Here is a 16,020-nt window from a genome sequence, read left to right as displayed (position 1 = left end):
GGCACTGCGAGGGGGGACGGGAACGTATGAGCGATGGGGTTCGGGTGGACGTGGACCGAGTTCGCGGCGTAGCGGATGCATTGGCGTTGTCGGCGGAGGCGCTCGGCGACGCCGCCGATTCCGTGGCGGACGCAGGCTTCGGTACCGCGGGGGCAGGACGGAACTACGGTGACCTCGGCGCTGCCTATTCCCAGGCGCACCTCGGGCTCGGGCGTGCAGTCAGGGCCTGGCGGTCCTCGGTCGAGGACATTTCCGAAGCCCTCACCACCGCGATGAACGAGTACGAGCAACAGGACGACGCCGCCTCGTACGCGATCGAGTCACACCGGTGACACTTCCGTCGGCCTCGTCCGGTGACGGGGCGTCGATCGACGACATTCTCGATGCCAACGCAGAAGGACTGCTGTACTTCGAGCGCTTCCTGCCGCTGGCGAGTCGCGTCCCGGGCGTCGACATCCCGCGATATCAGGACGTGTGCGCCAGGTACGACGAGCAGCGCGGACTGAACCTGGGCGCGCTCGGAGCCGATGCCGACGCCGTCGGGACGGTGTCCGCCGTACTCACCGATCAACTCGAGGAGCAGGTGCAACTTCGCCGGGTCCTTCAGTTGCGCTGGCACGGTGATGCGGGGGAGGCGGTTCGGACCTACCTCTCGGCCGAACAGGAGAAGGCTTCTCAGTTCCTGGCGTCGATCGAGGACTCTCATCAAACGATGTGTGCGGCCGTCGACGTTCTCCGTGACGCCGTGACCGACAAGGCCGAGCTCGTCGGCGGCATCGACATCGAGCTGGTGGACGGCAAAGATGTCGACCAGATCGACGCGATCGTCGTTGCGTCGGGAATCGAGTGCCTCCCGGTAGATCGAGAGGCGGTGTTCCCGCGATTGGCGTCTGCGTTCGAGGATCTGAAGGACAGGGCGCTCGGCGGTGATGTCTCCGACGAGTTCGCCGCCGAGGTGACCGAACGCTGCAGGCGATGGATCGACACCGAGTTCGTACCGCGGGTGCAGGGTACGTGCGAGGCAGTCCTCGCAGCATGTACTGCCACGGACATCGCCGTCGAAAGATGTCTGGCATTGGTGGTGGACGTTCTGGGAAGTGTTCACGAGCCATCGTTCGGCGAAGTCGACGAGAGCAGTTGGGCGATGGAACCCGGGGCGTCGGCGCTGTGGCCGCGGCCCGACGGCTCGTCCGTCGACCTGGGTCCGGCCGAGATCGGTTCTGCACCGGCCGTTTCCGGAGCCGAACTTGCAGCCGTCGGTTCGGCCGCGGTCGGACCTGCGGCGGTCGGACCTGCTGCGGTCGGACCTGCGGCGGTCGGACCTGCGGCGGTCGGACCTGCTGCGGTCGGACCGGCGGCGTCAGTGCCGGGCGGCCACGGACCGGCCGGCGCAGACACCGCGCTTTCGGCCGGATATCCGACCGCTGACAACCCCGCCGGTGACGAGGTGGGGGATTCTCTGGACGGGCTCGTGGATCGAGTCGTCGCCGGCATCGTCGACCGGATCGACGATGCTCTGACCGAGACGATCGACGGTCGAGATCTCGACGGCTCCGGCGACACCGCAGTCGAGAGCCGGGCCGGTGAGAACGATACGAAGGACGCTGCTCCGGACGGGACCGGCGACCGGCGACCCGAGCCGGCTCCGCTGCCGCCGCCCGGGCAGGCGTCGCCCACGCCCGGCGACGAGCGTGGTCATCTCGAGGCCGAGCTCGATGGGCATCGGGCCCGCATCGCGCTCGAACACGACGGTGTGGTGTCCCTCGAACTCGAGACTCCCGGACTCGGAACACGCTCGTTCGAGATCAGAATAGGACCGTTCGGCCTACCCGAGATCGTCGAGATTCCCGGAGTCGCCGACGCGGTGGACGTACCGGCTTCGGCGTTGCCGTCCGAACCCGTGCTCTCGTCCGAACCCGTGCTCTCGTCCGAACCGGTGCCTGCGACCGAGCCGGTCCCTGCGGCGGAATCGGTGCTCCCATCCGAGCCGGTGCCTGCGACCGAGCCGGTGCCCCACCCCGAGCCGGTCCCTGCGACCGAGCCGGTGCTTCCGTCCGAGGCCGATTCGGATGTGCAGGCGCAGTGCTCACCCGAATCGCCCGACCTCGAGCAGCCCGCCGAACAACACCCGGTGGCTGCCGACAGACCGGTGGCCGATGCACAGCCCGCCGCCCCGAGCACGGGTGCGGGCCTGAGCGAAGCAGGGGCGCTGTGAGCACCGACACTGGGTGGCGACGGGAGCTGCATCGAATACGCGACGAGCACCGGGCCGCGATGTCGCGGGCGGCCGAGGCGTTGAGCCGGGCGCAGGCTCCTGCAGTCGACCGAGACGACCGACGTTCGGCCGAGGTGAGCGGAGCGGACTCCGACGTCGAGCCGAGGTCGGGCTCGGTGCTGCAACCGGCTCACCTGGACCGGCGAGAACCCCAACCGCGTGTCGAGACCGACCCCGACGACGGGCCGCGATCGTGGCTGGTGTGACACCGTTCGGTGACGATGGGGACTAGCCCCGTCCGAGCAACGCCTTGATCGAAGCCGTGGCCTTGGGCTTGGGCTGCTCGTCCAGTGGGGCATGCGGATCGACCGCTCGGGTGCCGTCGATGTCTCCTGCGGTTCCGGCCAGTTCTTCGTAGTCGGAGTCGCCGGTCAGATGGAACAGCAGGAAGGCGGTGAGGACGGCGCGGGTGCGTTGCTGAGTCTTGCGGTCGGGCTTGTTCATGCCGAGTGCGCCGAGGATCCGGCGGCCTTCGACGAATCCGTCTGCCGTCGAGCCGTCGACTCGCCGCAGAATGGACGGTCCGTTCCAGGCCTGGGCGAGCGCGAGTGAGTTGTCGGTGAGCGAGTCGGCGTTCGAATTGTCTCCGACGACGAGTCCCGGCACGGTGAGGCCCGCGGCGGCGTCCTCGGACGAGGGTGCCGTCGGAGCGGGGAACAGCGCGGCGACGGCCTTGATGTCGGATCGCCGGGAGGCGGCGAGAACTGCGGTGCCTGCACCCATCGCGTGACCGGCCGTGGCGAGTTTGTCCGGATGCACGCTGATGTTGCCCGGGCCCAATCGGACGCCCGTCATGATGTCGAGCACAGTGCCCAGATCGGTGGCAAGACCGCGATGGGACGGTACGAGCCCGCGCTCGGTATCCGGTGCCGCAACCACGATGCCCCAGGACGCGAGATGCTTCAGGGTGTCGGTGTAGTGCTGGGGGCGCAGCATCCAGCCGTGTGCGAAGGCCACGCCGGGCAGGCCGAAGCCCTCGGCGGGGGTATAGACGACACCGGGTTGCCCGGCGAGGGCCAGGTCGCCTCGGAGCACCTTGTGCGGGCCGCGCTTGGAGAGAGCAGATGCCAGCTTCTTCGGTTTCGCCACGAGAGATGACGCTACCGAACCGCGGCGCGTCAGGTGACGGGGACACGTCCACCCGAGCGAATGGGTCGTGCGCGCCCCGCCGAGTACCCTGATTGTCCATGTGCGGAATCGTGGGTTACGTCGGCCACCGCCCAGCTCTGGGTGTGGTGGTCGAGGCGCTTCGGCGTATGGAATATCGGGGTTACGACTCTGCGGGCATAGCAATTCTCGACGGCGCGGGAGCGACGGCAGTCGAGCGCAAGGCCGGTCGCCTGGCCAATCTCGAAGCGGAACTGGACGACATCGGCACCGACACGTTCGTCGGCACCACCGGAATGGGACACACCCGTTGGGCGACGCACGGCCGTCCCACCGACCGCAACGCGCACCCGCATCGGGACGCGTCCGGCACCGTCGCGGTGGTGCACAACGGCATCATCGAGAACTTCGGTCCGCTGCGTGCGGAACTGGAAGCAGTCGGAATCGAGTTCCTGTCCGACACCGACACCGAGGTGGCCGTCCATCTCGTCTCGCGGGCCTACGCCGACGGCCCGACGGCCGGCGATTTCGTGGCCAGCGCGAAAGCAGTTCTGCGTCGCCTCGAGGGTGCGTTCACCCTGGTGTTCACCCATTCCGATCACGCGGACACGATCGTCGCGGCTCGTCGCTCGACGCCCCTGGTACTCGGTGTCGGCGAGGGTGAGATGTTCCTCGGGTCCGACGTCGCTGCGTTCATCGAGCACACCCGCGACGCCGTCGAACTCGGGCAGGATCAGGTCGTCGTCATCACCGCCGACGGCTACGACATCAGCGATTTCGAGGGCAACGAGGCGCAGGGACGTCCGTTCCGAATCGACTGGGACCTGGCAGCCGCCGAGAAGGGCGGCCACGACTACTTCATGCTCAAGGAGATCCAGGAGCAGCCCGCTGCTGTGGCGGATACGTTGCTCGGTCACTTCGACAACGGTCGAATCGTGCTCGACGAGCAGCGACTGTCCGACCAGGAGCTGCGCGACGTCGACAAGGTGTTCGTCGTGGCCTGCGGTAGCGCGTACCACTCCGGCCTGCTGGCCAAGTACGCGATCGAGCACTGGACCCGGCTGCCGGTCGAGGTTGAACTGGCCAGCGAATTCCGGTACCGCGACCCGGTTCTCGACCGTTCGACCCTCGTCGTGGCCATCTCGCAGTCCGGTGAGACTGCGGACACACTCGAAGCCGTTCGGCACGCCAAGGACCAGAAGGCGCGGGTTCTCGCGGTGTGCAACACCAACGGCTCGCAGATTCCACGTGAGGCCGACGCCGTGCTCTACACGCGGGCCGGTCCGGAGATCGGCGTCGCGTCGACCAAGGCCTTCCTCGCCCAGGTCACCGCGAACTATCTCGTCGGACTGGCGTTGGCGCAGGCTCGCGGCACCAAGTACCCCGACGAGGTCGCGCGCGAATTCGCCGAACTCGAAGCGATGCCCGAGTTGGTGCAGCGGGTGCTCGAAACGGTCGAACCGGTTCGGGCACTCGCGCGCGAGCTCTCGACAGCCACGACCATTCTGTTCCTCGGCCGACACGTCGGATACCCCGTTGCTCTCGAGGGCGCGCTCAAGCTCAAGGAACTCGCGTACATGCACGCCGAGGGTTTCGCGGCGGGCGAGCTCAAGCACGGTCCCATCGCGCTCATCGAGGACGGTGTCCCGGTGATCGTCGTGATGCCTTCGCCCAAGGGTCGGGCAGTGTTGCACTCGAAGATGCTGAGCAACATTCGCGAGATCCAGGCGCGTGGTGCGAGAACGGTCGTCATCGCCGAAGAGGGCGACGAGGCAGTGCGGCCCTTCGCGGACAACTTGATCGAGATCCCGGCGGCCTCGACGCTGTTGCAGCCGCTGTTGTCGACGATCCCGCTTCAGGTCTTCGCCGCCGAGGTCGCCCAGGCACGCGGCTACGACGTGGACAAGCCGCGCAACCTGGCCAAGTCCGTCACCGTCGAGTAGCGATCGGCATGCGCGGCTACTACACACCCGAGCAGATTCGGAACGCGGAAGCGCCGCTGCTGGATTCCCTGCCGAACGGCGTGCTGATGCGCCGCGCCGCGTACGGATTGGCCGCGGTCGTGGCAGGCGAGCTGACCGTGCGTACGGGCGGCGTCGTGGGGCGGCGGGTGACGATTCTGGTCGGTACCGGCGACAACGGCGGCGACGGTCTGTGGGCAGGGGCGTTCCTGCGTCGGCGCGGCGTCTCGGTGTCGGCACTCCTACTCGATCCGACGCGGGTGCACCCCGAGGGTCTCGCGGCCCTGCGATCGTCGGGTGGACGCGTGGTGACCAGGTGCGGACCTGCCGATCTCGTGGTCGACGCCATCGTGGGCATTTCCGGCAAGGGCCCGTTGCGGCCCGATGCTGCTGCGGTGGTCGAGCAGATCACTGCTCCGATCGTGGCCGTGGACGTGCCCAGTGGAGTCGACGCGGAGACCGGTGCGGCACCGGGGCCTGCCGTGTCGGCCGCTGTGACGGTGACGTTCGGTGCGCGCAAGCCGGTTCACGCGTTGGCCGTACCTCGTTGCGGCCGAATCGAACTCGTGGACATCGGCCTGGAGCTGCCGGCTCCGGCGATGACCTCCTTCGAGCCGGTCGACGTGGGACGGATATGGCCGATCCCGACAGCTACCGACGACAAGTACTCGCAGGGGGTGGTGGGTGTTCTGGCCGGCAGCGACACGTTCCCCGGTGCCGCGCTGCTCTGTGTGGGGGCGGCGGTCGCGGCGACCTCCGGAATGGTCCGCTACGTGGGTAGCGCAGGCGCAGAGGTCGTCTCGCACTACCCGGAGGTCGTGTCCGCCCCGAATCTCGACGCGGCAGGGAAGGTGCAGGCGTGGGTGGTCGGTCCCGGATTCGGCACCGACGAGGAGTCGGCGGAGATCGTGCGTCGAGTTCTGGACACGGATCTGCCCGTCGTCGTCGACGCGGACGCGCTCACGGTCCTCGCCCGCAACGAGCGCTGGGTCGCCGGACGTGCGGCACCGACTCTGCTGACCCCGCATGCCGGGGAGTTCGCCCGCCTGACCGGATCCGATCCGGCACCCGACCGAGTGGGATCGGTCCGAGATCTCGCCGCGCGCTGGGGCGTCACCGTGCTCCTCAAGGGACGAGCGACGATCGTCGCCGATGCGGACGGCACCACGTTCGTCAGCGACGCCGGAGGGTCGGCGGCGTCGACCGCGGGCTCGGGCGACGTACTGTCGGGCATCCTCGGGGCCCTGCTCGCGTCGGGGATGGCGCCGTCCACTGCGGCTGCCTGCGGCGCGAAGGTCCACGCACTGGCCGCGGCCCGTGCGGCTCACGGGTCGGACGGAGAGTTCGCGGCACCCATTTCTGCGAGCCCACTGTGCGAGTCCATCCGCGACGCCATCCGAACCGTGCGCTCGCTCACGATGTGACCCCGGTCGTGCGTGGCCCACGTTCGATGTCGGATGTGTCACGGGTTGTGGCACCCTGATCCGTCGTATCCGCGGCTCGGATGGCACTATCGAATGTTGTGAGTATCGGTTGTGGCGACGAGAAGACCGATCCTCGGACGGGTTCGGGTGCCGTCGCGACCGTCGACCTCGACGCAGTTGCGCACAACGTCCGCGTGTTGCAGCAGTTCGCCGGGGACGCCGCCGTGATGGCGGTCGTCAAGGCCGACGGATACAACCACGGTGCTGTCGAGGTAGCACGCGCCGCGGTCGCCGCGGGGGCGCAGGAGCTCGGCGTCACCACCATCGGTGAGGCCCTCGAGCTCCGTGCTGCGGGTGTGACCGTCCCGGTGTTGGCGTGGTTGCACCGAACGGACTCCGATTTCGCAGCGGCGATAGCCGGGCAGGTCGGGATCGGGGTATCCACGGCTGGCCAGCTCGACGCTGTGGTCGACGCTGCACGCAGGGTCGGTTCCACCGCTGATCTCTCGCTCAAGATCGATACCGGGCTCAATCGCAACGGGGTCGCGGAACCGGATCTCGACGCCGTTCTCGACGCTACTGCGCTCGCGGTCGCGGAGGGCGCTGTGCGATTGACCGGAATGTTCTCGCATCTGGCCTGCTCCGACGAACCGGCTCACCCCGCAAACGACGCCCAGGCCGAGCGGCTTCGCGACGCGGTGCGGCGCGCCACCCGGCGCGGAACCCCTCCCGCCGTCGTGCACCTGTCCAACTCGGCAGCGGCGCTGACCAGACCCGATCTCGGTTTCGACATGGTCCGCCCGGGTATTGCTCTGTACGGCCTGTCCCCGGTGCCCGAACTGGGAACGTTCGACTTGCACCCGGTCATGACTCTCACGGCGCAGGTGGCGAACATCAAGATGGTGAGCGAAGGTGAATCTGTGTCCTACGGCTACACCTGGACCGCTCCCGCCGACACCGTGGTCGCCCTCGTCGCTCTCGGATACGCCGACGGGGTCGTCCGTCGCCTCAGCGGGCGGTTCGAGGTGACCATCGCAGGTCGTCGCTATCCCTCCGTCGGGCGCGTGTGCATGGATCAGTTCGTCGTCGACCTCGGCGGCAGTGACTCGGGTGTCGCAGTCGGCGACGAGGCGTTACTGTTCGGACCAGGGGACAGGGGAGAGGCGCACGCCCAGGATTGGGCAGACGCGCTCGAGACCATCAGCTACGAAGTCGTGACCGGCGTTCGTGGACGTGTTCGGCGACGGTTCGTCGGCGCTCGCTCAGGGGAGGCGACGATCTAGATCATGCTCGGATTGCTGGAGAGTATTGCAATTGTGGTGCGCGAGACGGCGTTCCGGTCCAACAAGGACCCGCTGGCCACCGAGAACCTCGACCTGATGGACGCAGACCGGGGCAGCATCGTCACGGCGGACGACGGTGTACCCCTCGCGGTGCGCGAGGTGGGTCCGGCGGACGCCGAGACCACCGTGATCTTCGTCCACGGTTACTGCCTGCGCATGTCGTCCTGGCATTTCCAACGGCGGGCGCTCGAACAGCAGTGGGGTTCGACAGTGCGCATGGTCTTCTACGACCAGCGCGGTCACGGGCGTTCCGGGGTACCGAGCCCGGAGAGCTGCACCATCGGCCAGCTCGGCCTCGATCTCGATGCGGTGATCCGCTCGGTGGTACCACGCGGACGCATCGTTCTGGTCGGGCACTCGATGGGCGGCATGTCGATCCTGTCCATGGCGCGGCAACGGTCGGAGGTTCTGCGGCAGCGAGTCATCGGAGCGGTCCTGATCTCGACGACTGCTGCCGGTCTCGCGCAGTCCGGGGTGGGTCGTAGTCTGCAGAACCCGGCGGTCGATGCGTTCCGCGCGGCAGTGCGGACGTCACCGGGCCTGGTGCAGTTCGGCCGCGGCGCGGTACGTGCGCTCATCTCGCCGGTCCTGCGCGCGGCGTCGTACGGCACCCGGGTCTCGCCGCGGTTGGTGGCGTTCTCGCAGTCGATGATCGACGACACCTCCGTCGTCACGATCGTCAACTTCCTCGAGACGCTCGAGTTGCACGACGAGTCCGAAGCGCTGCTGGAATTCGAGAACATTCCGGTGTCGGTGGTGTGCGGGGACGAGGATTGGATCATTCCGTTCGCCAGCTCGGAGGCTCTCGCTCAGGCCCTGCCGCGTTCGGAGATGGTGCGGGTGCGCCAGGGTGGGCACCTGGTTCAACTCGAATTCCCCGAACAGGTCAACGGCGCGATACAGCGGCTCGTGGCACGGGCGACGGAGGCCGCGGGCAAGAAGCGACGGTGGGGCGTTGTCTGACGAGCCGCTGACCTTGCCGGTGGACGTCGAATTGGTCACTGCCGCAGACACCGCCGAGTTCGGTGCGCGACTGGCGGACGTTCTGGTCGCAGGCGATCTGGTGATCCTCGACGGCCCGCTCGGGGCCGGAAAGACCGCCATGACCAAGGGGATCGCGGCCGGACTCGGTGTGCAGGGCCGCGTCACCTCGCCGACGTTCGTCATCGCGCGAGAGCATCGGCCCGGCCCACGGCCCCATGGGCTACCGCCGGTTGCGCTGGTCCACGTCGATGCTTATCGGCTCGGGATGACGGGGCAGTCGGCCGTCGACGAACTCGATGCACTCGACCTCGATACCGACCTCACCGACGCCGTCGTCGTGGTCGAGTGGGGCGAGGGATTGGTCGAGAAGCTGACGGACGGCCATGTGTCGGTTCGTCTGACGCGTGATCCGGACTCCGATGTTCGCCGCGCGACGGTGAGTCGGGTGCCCGGCCGGGCGGATCCGCGAGATCGATCCTGACCGGGTACCGGGTGTGCGGCCGAATCCCCGGTGACGGGTAATCTGAAATATCGTGCTTGTACTTGCCGTCGACACCTCGACCCCCGCCGTCACCGCAGGTGTGGTGAGCCTGACCGAGTCCACGGCCGGTGCAGCGACCACGACGCTCGCCACCCGGGTTCGAGTGGACGCGCGATCGCACGCTGAAATCCTGACGCCCAACATCGTCGAGTGCCTGGCCGAGGCCGACATCACCGCAGCCGAACTGGGTGCCGTCGTCGTGGGCGTGGGCCCCGGGCCCTACACCGGCCTACGGGTGGGAATGGCGACGGCTGCGGCGTTCGGGGACGCGCTCGGTCTTCCGGTATACGGCGTGTGCAGTCTCGACGCCATCGCCGCAGATGTCTCCGAGCCCGGGTCGCTTCTGGTGGTGACCGATGCGCGCCGACGCGAAATCTACTGGGCGCGTTACGAAGCCGGCGTGCGGGTGGCGGGACCCGACGTTGTCGCCCCGGCCGAGCTCGATAGTCTCGGAGTCGACGCGGTCGCTGGATCGGCCCCGCATGCTGCGGCATTCGAACTTCCGATTCGTGATGTGCAGGCGCCGTCCGCAGCCGGATTGGTTGCGGTTGCTGCCGCCGATATCGGCAGCGGTATCGTCCCGGGCCCGCTCGTCCCGTTGTACCTGCGCCGCCCCGACGCCAAGACGCTCGACGAGCGCGCCGCAGCGAAGGCTGCGAAGTGACGGTGTCGATCGAGTCGATGACGGCGGCGGACGCTGCTCGGTGCGCGTACCTCGAGACCGTGCTGTTCCCGGGTGACGACCCGTGGGCCGAGGATGCGTTCATCGCGGAACTGGCGGCACCACACAATCATTACGTCACGGCGCGGGAGAACGGTGAGGTCGTCGGCTACGCAGGCATCTCTCTGTTGGGGCAGCCGAGCCGCGGAGCGTTCGTCGTCGGAGAGTCCGAGGTGCACACCATCGGTGTCGATCCGGCGCATCACCGCAGAGGAATCGGCGGGCGACTGCTCGACGAACTGCTGCGCGTGGCCGACGAGCACGGTGGGCCGGTCTTTCTCGAGGTCCGCACCGACAACGAGCCCGCCATCGAGTTGTACCGACGCGAAGGGTTCGAGATCGTGGGCACCAGGGCGAAGTACTACCAACCGAGCGGGGCCGATGCCTTCACCATGCGTCGGTTCGAGAAGACGGAAGGACCGGCCCGATGATCGTCATGGGTATCGAAAGTTCCTGCGACGAAACAGGAGTCGGGATCGTCCGGTGGGGCGGGGCAGGCACGTGCGAGCTGATGGCCGACGAGGTGGCCTCGAGTGTCGACGAACACGCGCGGTACGGCGGAGTGGTGCCCGAGGTGGCGTCGCGCGCGCACCTCGAGGCCATCGTGCCGACCATGCGGCGGGCTCTGGCAGCCGCGGACATCGAGCGTCCCGACGCCGTCGCGGTGACGATCGGACCGGGGTTGGCAGGGGCCTTGCTGGTCGGGGTTGCCGCCGCCAAGGCCTACGCCGCGGCCTGGGGTGTGCCCTTCTACGCGGTGAACCACCTCGGTGGGCACGTCGCGGTCGACACGCTCGAGCACGGGCCGATGCCGTCGTGCGTGGCACTGTTGGTCTCGGGTGGTCACACTCATCTGCTGCACGTGGACGATCTGTCTCGGCCGATCGCCGAGCTCGGGACCACCGTCGACGACGCAGCCGGGGAGGCCTTCGACAAGGTTGCACGGCTGCTGGGATTGGGCTATCCGGGTGGTCCGGCCCTCGATGATGCTGCGCGCGAAGGTGATCCGGCCGCGATCGCGTTTCCCCGAGGAATGACCGGCCCACGCGACGCCCGCTACGACTTCTCGTTCTCCGGGGTCAAGACGGCTGTCGCCCGGTTCGTCGAGGCCCGGCAGCGCGCGGGAGATCCGATTCCGGTCGCGGACATCGCCGCGTCCTTCCAGGAATCCGTCGCCGATGTCCTGACGATGAAGGCCGTCCGTGCGGCAACCGACGTCGACGTCGACACGATAGTTCTGGGTGGGGGTGCCACCGCCAACTCTCGCATCCGTTCGCTGATCGAAAGCCGTTGTGCCGAGCAAGGTTTGACGCTCAGAATTCCGAAGCCGCGACTGTGTACCGACAACGGGGTGATGATCGCGGCACTGGGCGCGCACCTGGTCGCGGGCGGAGCACAGCCTTCGGCCTTGACCGCAGTGACCGATCCCGGCCTGTCGGTCGCGATCAGTCAGGTGCCCGGCTGAGGGGCCTGCGTGGACGCGGCGGTGGTCTCGGACGAACGGGTTGTCGACGGCACGGCCGCGGACAGAGGCTCACTCGAGGGGGCCGGTGCAGGCGGTGACCACACCGTCGGTGGTGCCGTCAGTTCCGGCGTGGGCTCCGAACCGCTGACATCGGTGGTCGGCGCGCCGATCGACTCGGTCGGCACCGGCGTGACCTCGGTCGTCGGTACCGGCACGATCTCGGTCGTGTCGCTCGGGTCCGAAGACTCGATCGGTTCGGAGGGCCCACCCGGAATCGTGGTGACCGAGGTCGGCGGTTCGATGGGAACTGCGGTGGTGACATCGGGGGACGCAGGATTCGACGTGGGATCGATCGGCCATTCGATCTGCGGGAGATCGGGGGCCGGCCGCAGCGTCGGGGTGCTGGTCGGCGCAGCGGTGGTCGTGAACCGAGCCGACGATCCGTCGCCGTCGACGGAGGTTGCCGTCGGGTCGGACCGATCGCCCGGGGTGAGCCCGGCGGTGGGGAGGTTCTCGTCGGGGGACCAGCCCTCGGTGACCGGCGTACCGGCGTCGCTCGATTCGGTCGCGTCGCGGGCGGTACTTCCGGCCGGTGAGACGTTGGGATCTTCGGCCGGTGCCATCGTCTGCACACCGTAGGCGAGTACCAGTCCGCCCGCGACGACGGCAGCCGCTATCGCACCGGAGTATCGGCTCATCCGGCTCGCGGTGTTGCGCGTGGCCGAGACGAGTTGGTACCCACCACCGACGGCCGATGCGGCGACGGCAGCAGCGCCGACGGCAAGAACGGCGTCGGGTTCCGGCAGTCGAAGGACCGGGGCGTGGAACATGTCGGTGAGCGTGGACGCGAGCAGGGGAATGTGCGCCCCTCCGCCGATCAGCACGATGACCTCGGGTTCGTGAGTGCTCTCGTCGAACACCTGCCGGACGAACCGAGCGGCGGTGTCGAAGGTGGGGGTCGCGGCGGCTTCGAACGCGTCACGGGTGACCGTCAGCGGGATTCCGCTGTAACGCTCGATGCGGACCTCGTCCTCCTGGGAGAGGCGTTCCTTGATCGATCGGTACCGCGCGGAGCCGATTCCTCGGTTGTCGCGGATGTCGTCCCGAAGATTGTCACGGGTCATGTCCTGCACGAGGTTCTTGACGAGCACGTCGAGTGCGTCGCCGGCGACGGCGTCCGACCGGCCGTGCGCCAGTACCGTCTCGGCGGTCCGATCGGTGACGGTGACCGACATGCCCGAGGCTCCGAGATCGACCAGCGCGATCGTGTCGTACCGGTCGATCAGGCCGGTGGTCGCCAGGTGCGCGGATGCGGCTGCGGACTCCGGCACCAGTCGAACGTCACGAGTGGTGTGGGCCAGCGCCGCGCGAATGCCCGCAGCGTGCTCCTCCGTGCGGTAGGTAACGGCGATCGCGTCGGGGGACCGGTGGCCGGGGATCAGGGAGGCCATGAGTTCTATGGACGAGGTGACCAGATCGCCGATGTCGGTGTTGGCTTGACGGTCGGCCGAGACCGTTCGGTACTCGACCGTGCGAGAACCGTCGGTGTCGACGGTGACGAGGGCTGCGCACACGACCTCGGATCCGGTGGATATGCCCACTCCTACCCGCATGCTTCACCTCCCGCCCCTGTGTATCTGTCGGAAATCGACTGCCCTGAGTGCCTTGTCGCGGCACAGCTGCCGATCGTTATCGTTCGTACAGCTCCGTTATCGTAACGTTACTTCGGGCTCCGGCGCGAGTGTAATAGGCCGCTCGGTCCGTTACCCGATGACTGTTCATGGCCTCCTACCTGGCCTTTCGGAGACTTCACGGAGTCCGGGAAAACAGCGAGAAACGACGTGGGTGTTCGGCGTTTCGGGCCCCGATTCAGCAGTCGTCGGATGTGCGTGGTTGCGCGAAGCGGTGGGCGATCGCCCTCGTGCCCACCCGTGCGACCACCGCGCCGCGAACCTGGCGAACCCAGCCCTTGAGTGCTGGCACTCTCGTGTATAGAGTGCTAGTTGGCACCGAGCGAAGTCCCGGCACCCGCGACGACGGGAACGAGTTCAGGCCGTGATTGTCAGAACCGCACGAGAAGTACATACACACAGCTGTCCGGGGATCCGACCCCGGGCGCGTACCCCATAACTTTGGAGGGCTCAACGTGGCGAGCGTGAAAATCAAGCCGCTCGAGGACAAGATCCTCGTCCAGGCCAACGAGGCCGAGACGACGACCGCCTCCGGTCTGGTCATCCCCGACACAGCCAAGGAGAAGCCCCAGGAGGGCACCGTCGTCGCCGTGGGCGAAGGCCGTGTCACCGAGAAGGGCAACCGCATCCCGGTCGACGTCAAAGAAGGTGACACCGTCATCTACAGCAAGTACGGCGGCACCGAGATCAAGTACGCCGGCGAGGAGTACCTGATTCTGTCGGCACGCGACGTGCTGGCTGTCATCGCCAAGTAGGCCACAACGCATCCGCCCCGGTATCCGATTTTCGTGTCGGTCCCGGGGCGGTGTGCGTTCGATCGAGTTTCTTTGCTCGAAGGAGTAACACCGAAACATGGCAAAGCAAATCCAATTCAACGAGGAAGCGCGCCGCGCACTCGAACGCGGCGTCGACAAGTTGGCCGACGCAGTCAAGGTGACGCTCGGGCCACGGGGACGCCACGTCGTCCTGTCCAAGGCATTCGGCGGTCCGACCGTCACGAACGACGGTGTCTCCATCGCTCGTGAGATCGACCTGGAGGATCCGTTCGAGAACCTCGGCGCGCAGCTGGTCAAGAGCGTCGCCACCAAGACCAACGACGTTGCAGGCGACGGAACCACCACCGCGACGGTCCTCGCGCAGGCGCTCGTGCGCGGCGGTCTGAAGAACATCGCCGCGGGCGCGAACCCGATCGCGCTCGGTACCGGCATCTCCAAGGCGGCCGACAAGGTCGCCGAGGCCCTGCTCGCCGCCGCAACCCCGGTCGAGGGCAAGCAGGCGATCGCTCAGGTCGCCACCGTGTCCTCGCGTGACCCCGAGATCGGTGAGCTCGTCGGCGAGGCGCTCACTCGCGTCGGCGCAGACGGCGTCGTCACCGTCGAGGAGTCCTCGACGCTGCTGACCGAGCTGTCGGTCACCGAAGGCGTGCAGTTCGACAAGGGCTACCTGTCGCCGTACTTCGTCACCGACGTCGACGCGCAGGAAGCAGTTCTCGAGGACGCGTACGTCCTGCTGTACCGCGAGAAGATCACATCGCTTCCGGACTTTCTGCCTCTGCTGGAGAAGGTTGCCGAGAGCGGCAAGCCGTTGCTCATCATCGCCGAGGACACCGAGGGTGAAGTTCTCTCGACGCTGGTCGTCAACTCCATCCGCAAGACGATCAAGGCCGTGGCGGTCAAGGCACCGTTCTTCGGTGATCGCCGCAAGGCATTCCTCGACGATCTCGCGGTCGTGACGGCCGGTCAGGTCATCACCGCCGATGTGGGTCTGAGTCTCAAGGAAGCCGGCCTCGAGCTGCTCGGTCGCGCTCGTCGCGTCGTCGTCACCAAGGACGACACGACCATCGTCGACGGTGCGGGCACGCAGGACGACATCGATGCGCGCGTCGGTCAGCTCCGTCGTGAGATCGAGAGCACCGATTCGGAGTGGGATCGCGAGAAGCTCGAAGAGCGTCTGGCGAAGCTCTCGGGCGGCATCGCGGTCATCAAGGTCGGCGCAGCCACCGAGACCGAGCTCAAGGAACGCAAGTTCCGCGTCGACGACGCCGTGGCTGCGGCCAAGGCTGCGGTCGAAGAGGGAATCGTCCCCGGCGGCGGCTCGGCTCTGACTCAGGCAGCGTTGGCTCTGGCCGACGACCTGGGCCTGACCGGTGACGAAGCTACCGGCGTGGCCGTGGTGCGCACCGCGCTCAACGCACCGCTGTTCTGGATCGCCTCCAACGCGGGCATCGACGGTTCCGTCGTCGTCAGCAAGGTGGCAGAACTGCCGAAGGGTCACGGATTCAACGCCGCGACGCTGACGTACGGCGACCTGCTGGCCGACGGCGTCGTCGATCCGGTCAAGGTGACCCGCTCCGCAGTGGTCAACGCCGCGTCGGTTGCACGCATGATCCTGACGACCGAGAGTGCGATCGTGGAGAAGCCGGAAGAGGCTTCCGAGCCTGCTGCCGGACACGGACACGCTCACTGAAATTCGGTGACACGAGAAAGCCCCCCAACCCGAACGGGTTGG

The 16,020-nt window shown here is 67.6% G+C and carries 15 protein-coding genes; 13 read left to right on the top strand and 2 right to left on the bottom strand.

The genetic code is table 11. The features are described from left to right. Positions 1-26: 26 nt before the first annotated feature. From CH274_RS17230 to CH274_RS17220, 3 genes are read left to right on the top strand one after another with little or no spacing between them, the layout of a single operon-like run. On the top strand, positions 27-332 hold the full coding sequence (locus tag CH274_RS17230; protein WP_094658305.1) for a type VII secretion target: 306 nt from the start codon (positions 27-29) through the stop codon (positions 330-332). After that, a complete protein-coding gene (locus CH274_RS17225; RefSeq protein ID WP_094658304.1) occupies positions 329-2,215 on the top strand; it encodes a hypothetical protein in 1,887 nt (628 codons plus the stop codon). The genes CH274_RS17230 and CH274_RS17225 overlap by 4 nt, the downstream gene beginning before the upstream one ends. Then, the gene (locus CH274_RS17220) at positions 2,212-2,481 is read left to right on the top strand and encodes a hypothetical protein (RefSeq protein WP_143546599.1); all 270 of its coding nucleotides are present in this window, start codon (positions 2,212-2,214) and stop codon (positions 2,479-2,481) included. Before CH274_RS17225 ends, CH274_RS17220 begins: the two co-directional genes overlap by 4 nt. 22 nt (positions 2,482-2,503) lie before the next feature. Here the strand turns inward: CH274_RS17220 and CH274_RS17215 are convergent, their stop codons facing one another. Further along, positions 2,504-3,364, bottom strand: coding sequence for a dienelactone hydrolase family protein (locus tag CH274_RS17215; protein WP_094658302.1), 861 nt, complete (start codon positions 3,362-3,364; stop codon positions 2,504-2,506). A 98-nt stretch (positions 3,365-3,462) separates the two neighbouring features. On the opposite strand from CH274_RS17215, the gene glmS reads away from it, so the two are divergent. The 8 genes from glmS to tsaD all read left to right on the top strand — a co-directional run bounded on the left by glmS (position 3,463) and on the right by tsaD (position 11,821). Beyond that, positions 3,463-5,325: a glutamine--fructose-6-phosphate transaminase (isomerizing) gene (gene glmS / locus CH274_RS17210; RefSeq protein ID WP_032397509.1), complete on the top strand. Its 1,863-nt coding sequence runs from the start codon at positions 3,463-3,465 to the stop codon at positions 5,323-5,325. 8 nt (positions 5,326-5,333) lie between these two features. Beyond that, a complete protein-coding gene (locus tag CH274_RS17205) occupies positions 5,334-6,767 on the top strand; it encodes an NAD(P)H-hydrate dehydratase (RefSeq protein WP_094658301.1) in 1,434 nt (477 codons plus the stop codon). 80 nt (positions 6,768-6,847) lie between these two features. Further along, a complete protein-coding gene (alr, locus tag CH274_RS17200) occupies positions 6,848-8,050 on the top strand; it encodes an alanine racemase (protein ID WP_094658300.1) in 1,203 nt (400 codons plus the stop codon). A 3-nt stretch (positions 8,051-8,053) separates the two neighbouring features. After that, the gene (locus CH274_RS17195; protein ID WP_032397507.1) at positions 8,054-9,073 is read left to right on the top strand and encodes an alpha/beta fold hydrolase; all 1,020 of its coding nucleotides are present in this window, start codon (positions 8,054-8,056) and stop codon (positions 9,071-9,073) included. Beyond that, a complete protein-coding gene (tsaE, locus tag CH274_RS17190; RefSeq protein ID WP_094658299.1) occupies positions 9,066-9,575 on the top strand; it encodes a tRNA (adenosine(37)-N6)-threonylcarbamoyltransferase complex ATPase subunit type 1 TsaE in 510 nt (169 codons plus the stop codon). Before CH274_RS17195 ends, tsaE begins: the two co-directional genes overlap by 8 nt. Positions 9,576-9,627: 52 nt before the next feature. Further along, positions 9,628-10,299, top strand: a complete 672-nt coding sequence (gene tsaB, locus CH274_RS17185) for a tRNA (adenosine(37)-N6)-threonylcarbamoyltransferase complex dimerization subunit type 1 TsaB (protein WP_094645369.1) — start codon at positions 9,628-9,630, stop codon at positions 10,297-10,299. Further along, complete coding sequence (rimI, locus tag CH274_RS17180; RefSeq protein ID WP_032397504.1) at positions 10,296-10,787, top strand: ribosomal protein S18-alanine N-acetyltransferase; 492 nt, start codon at positions 10,296-10,298, stop codon at positions 10,785-10,787. The genes tsaB and rimI overlap by 4 nt, the downstream gene beginning before the upstream one ends. Continuing rightward, positions 10,784-11,821 carry a tRNA (adenosine(37)-N6)-threonylcarbamoyltransferase complex transferase subunit TsaD gene (gene tsaD, locus CH274_RS17175; protein WP_032397503.1) on the top strand — a complete coding sequence of 346 codons (1,038 nt, stop codon included), beginning with the start codon at positions 10,784-10,786 and terminating at the stop codon, positions 11,819-11,821. The genes rimI and tsaD overlap by 4 nt, the downstream gene beginning before the upstream one ends. On the opposite strand, the gene CH274_RS17170 is transcribed toward tsaD, so the two are convergent. After that, a complete protein-coding gene (locus CH274_RS17170) occupies positions 11,806-13,434 on the bottom strand; it encodes an Hsp70 family protein (RefSeq protein WP_094658298.1) in 1,629 nt (542 codons plus the stop codon). The two genes, tsaD and CH274_RS17170, sit on opposite strands and share 16 nt — an antisense overlap. Positions 13,435-13,967: 533 nt before the next feature. On the opposite strand from CH274_RS17170, the gene groES reads away from it, so the two are divergent. Both groES and groL read left to right on the top strand, forming a co-directional pair. Beyond that, positions 13,968-14,267 (top strand): co-chaperone GroES, encoded by a 300-nt coding sequence (gene groES / locus CH274_RS17165; RefSeq protein WP_008718149.1) that lies wholly within the window; start codon positions 13,968-13,970, stop codon positions 14,265-14,267. A gap of 97 nt (positions 14,268-14,364) precedes the next feature. Next, entirely contained in the window at positions 14,365-15,978 is a 1,614-nt protein-coding gene (groL, locus tag CH274_RS17160) for a chaperonin GroEL (RefSeq protein WP_032397502.1), read from the top strand. Positions 15,979-16,020: the final 42 nt, after the last annotated feature.

Origin of the sequence: Rhodococcus sp. 06-418-5 (genome assembly GCF_002258285.1) — a bacterium.
Taxonomy (GTDB): Bacteria; Actinomycetota; Actinomycetes; order Mycobacteriales; family Mycobacteriaceae; genus Rhodococcoides.
Note: the sequence above shows the minus strand (reverse complement) of the source record. Positions and strands in the feature narration are given on the sequence as shown.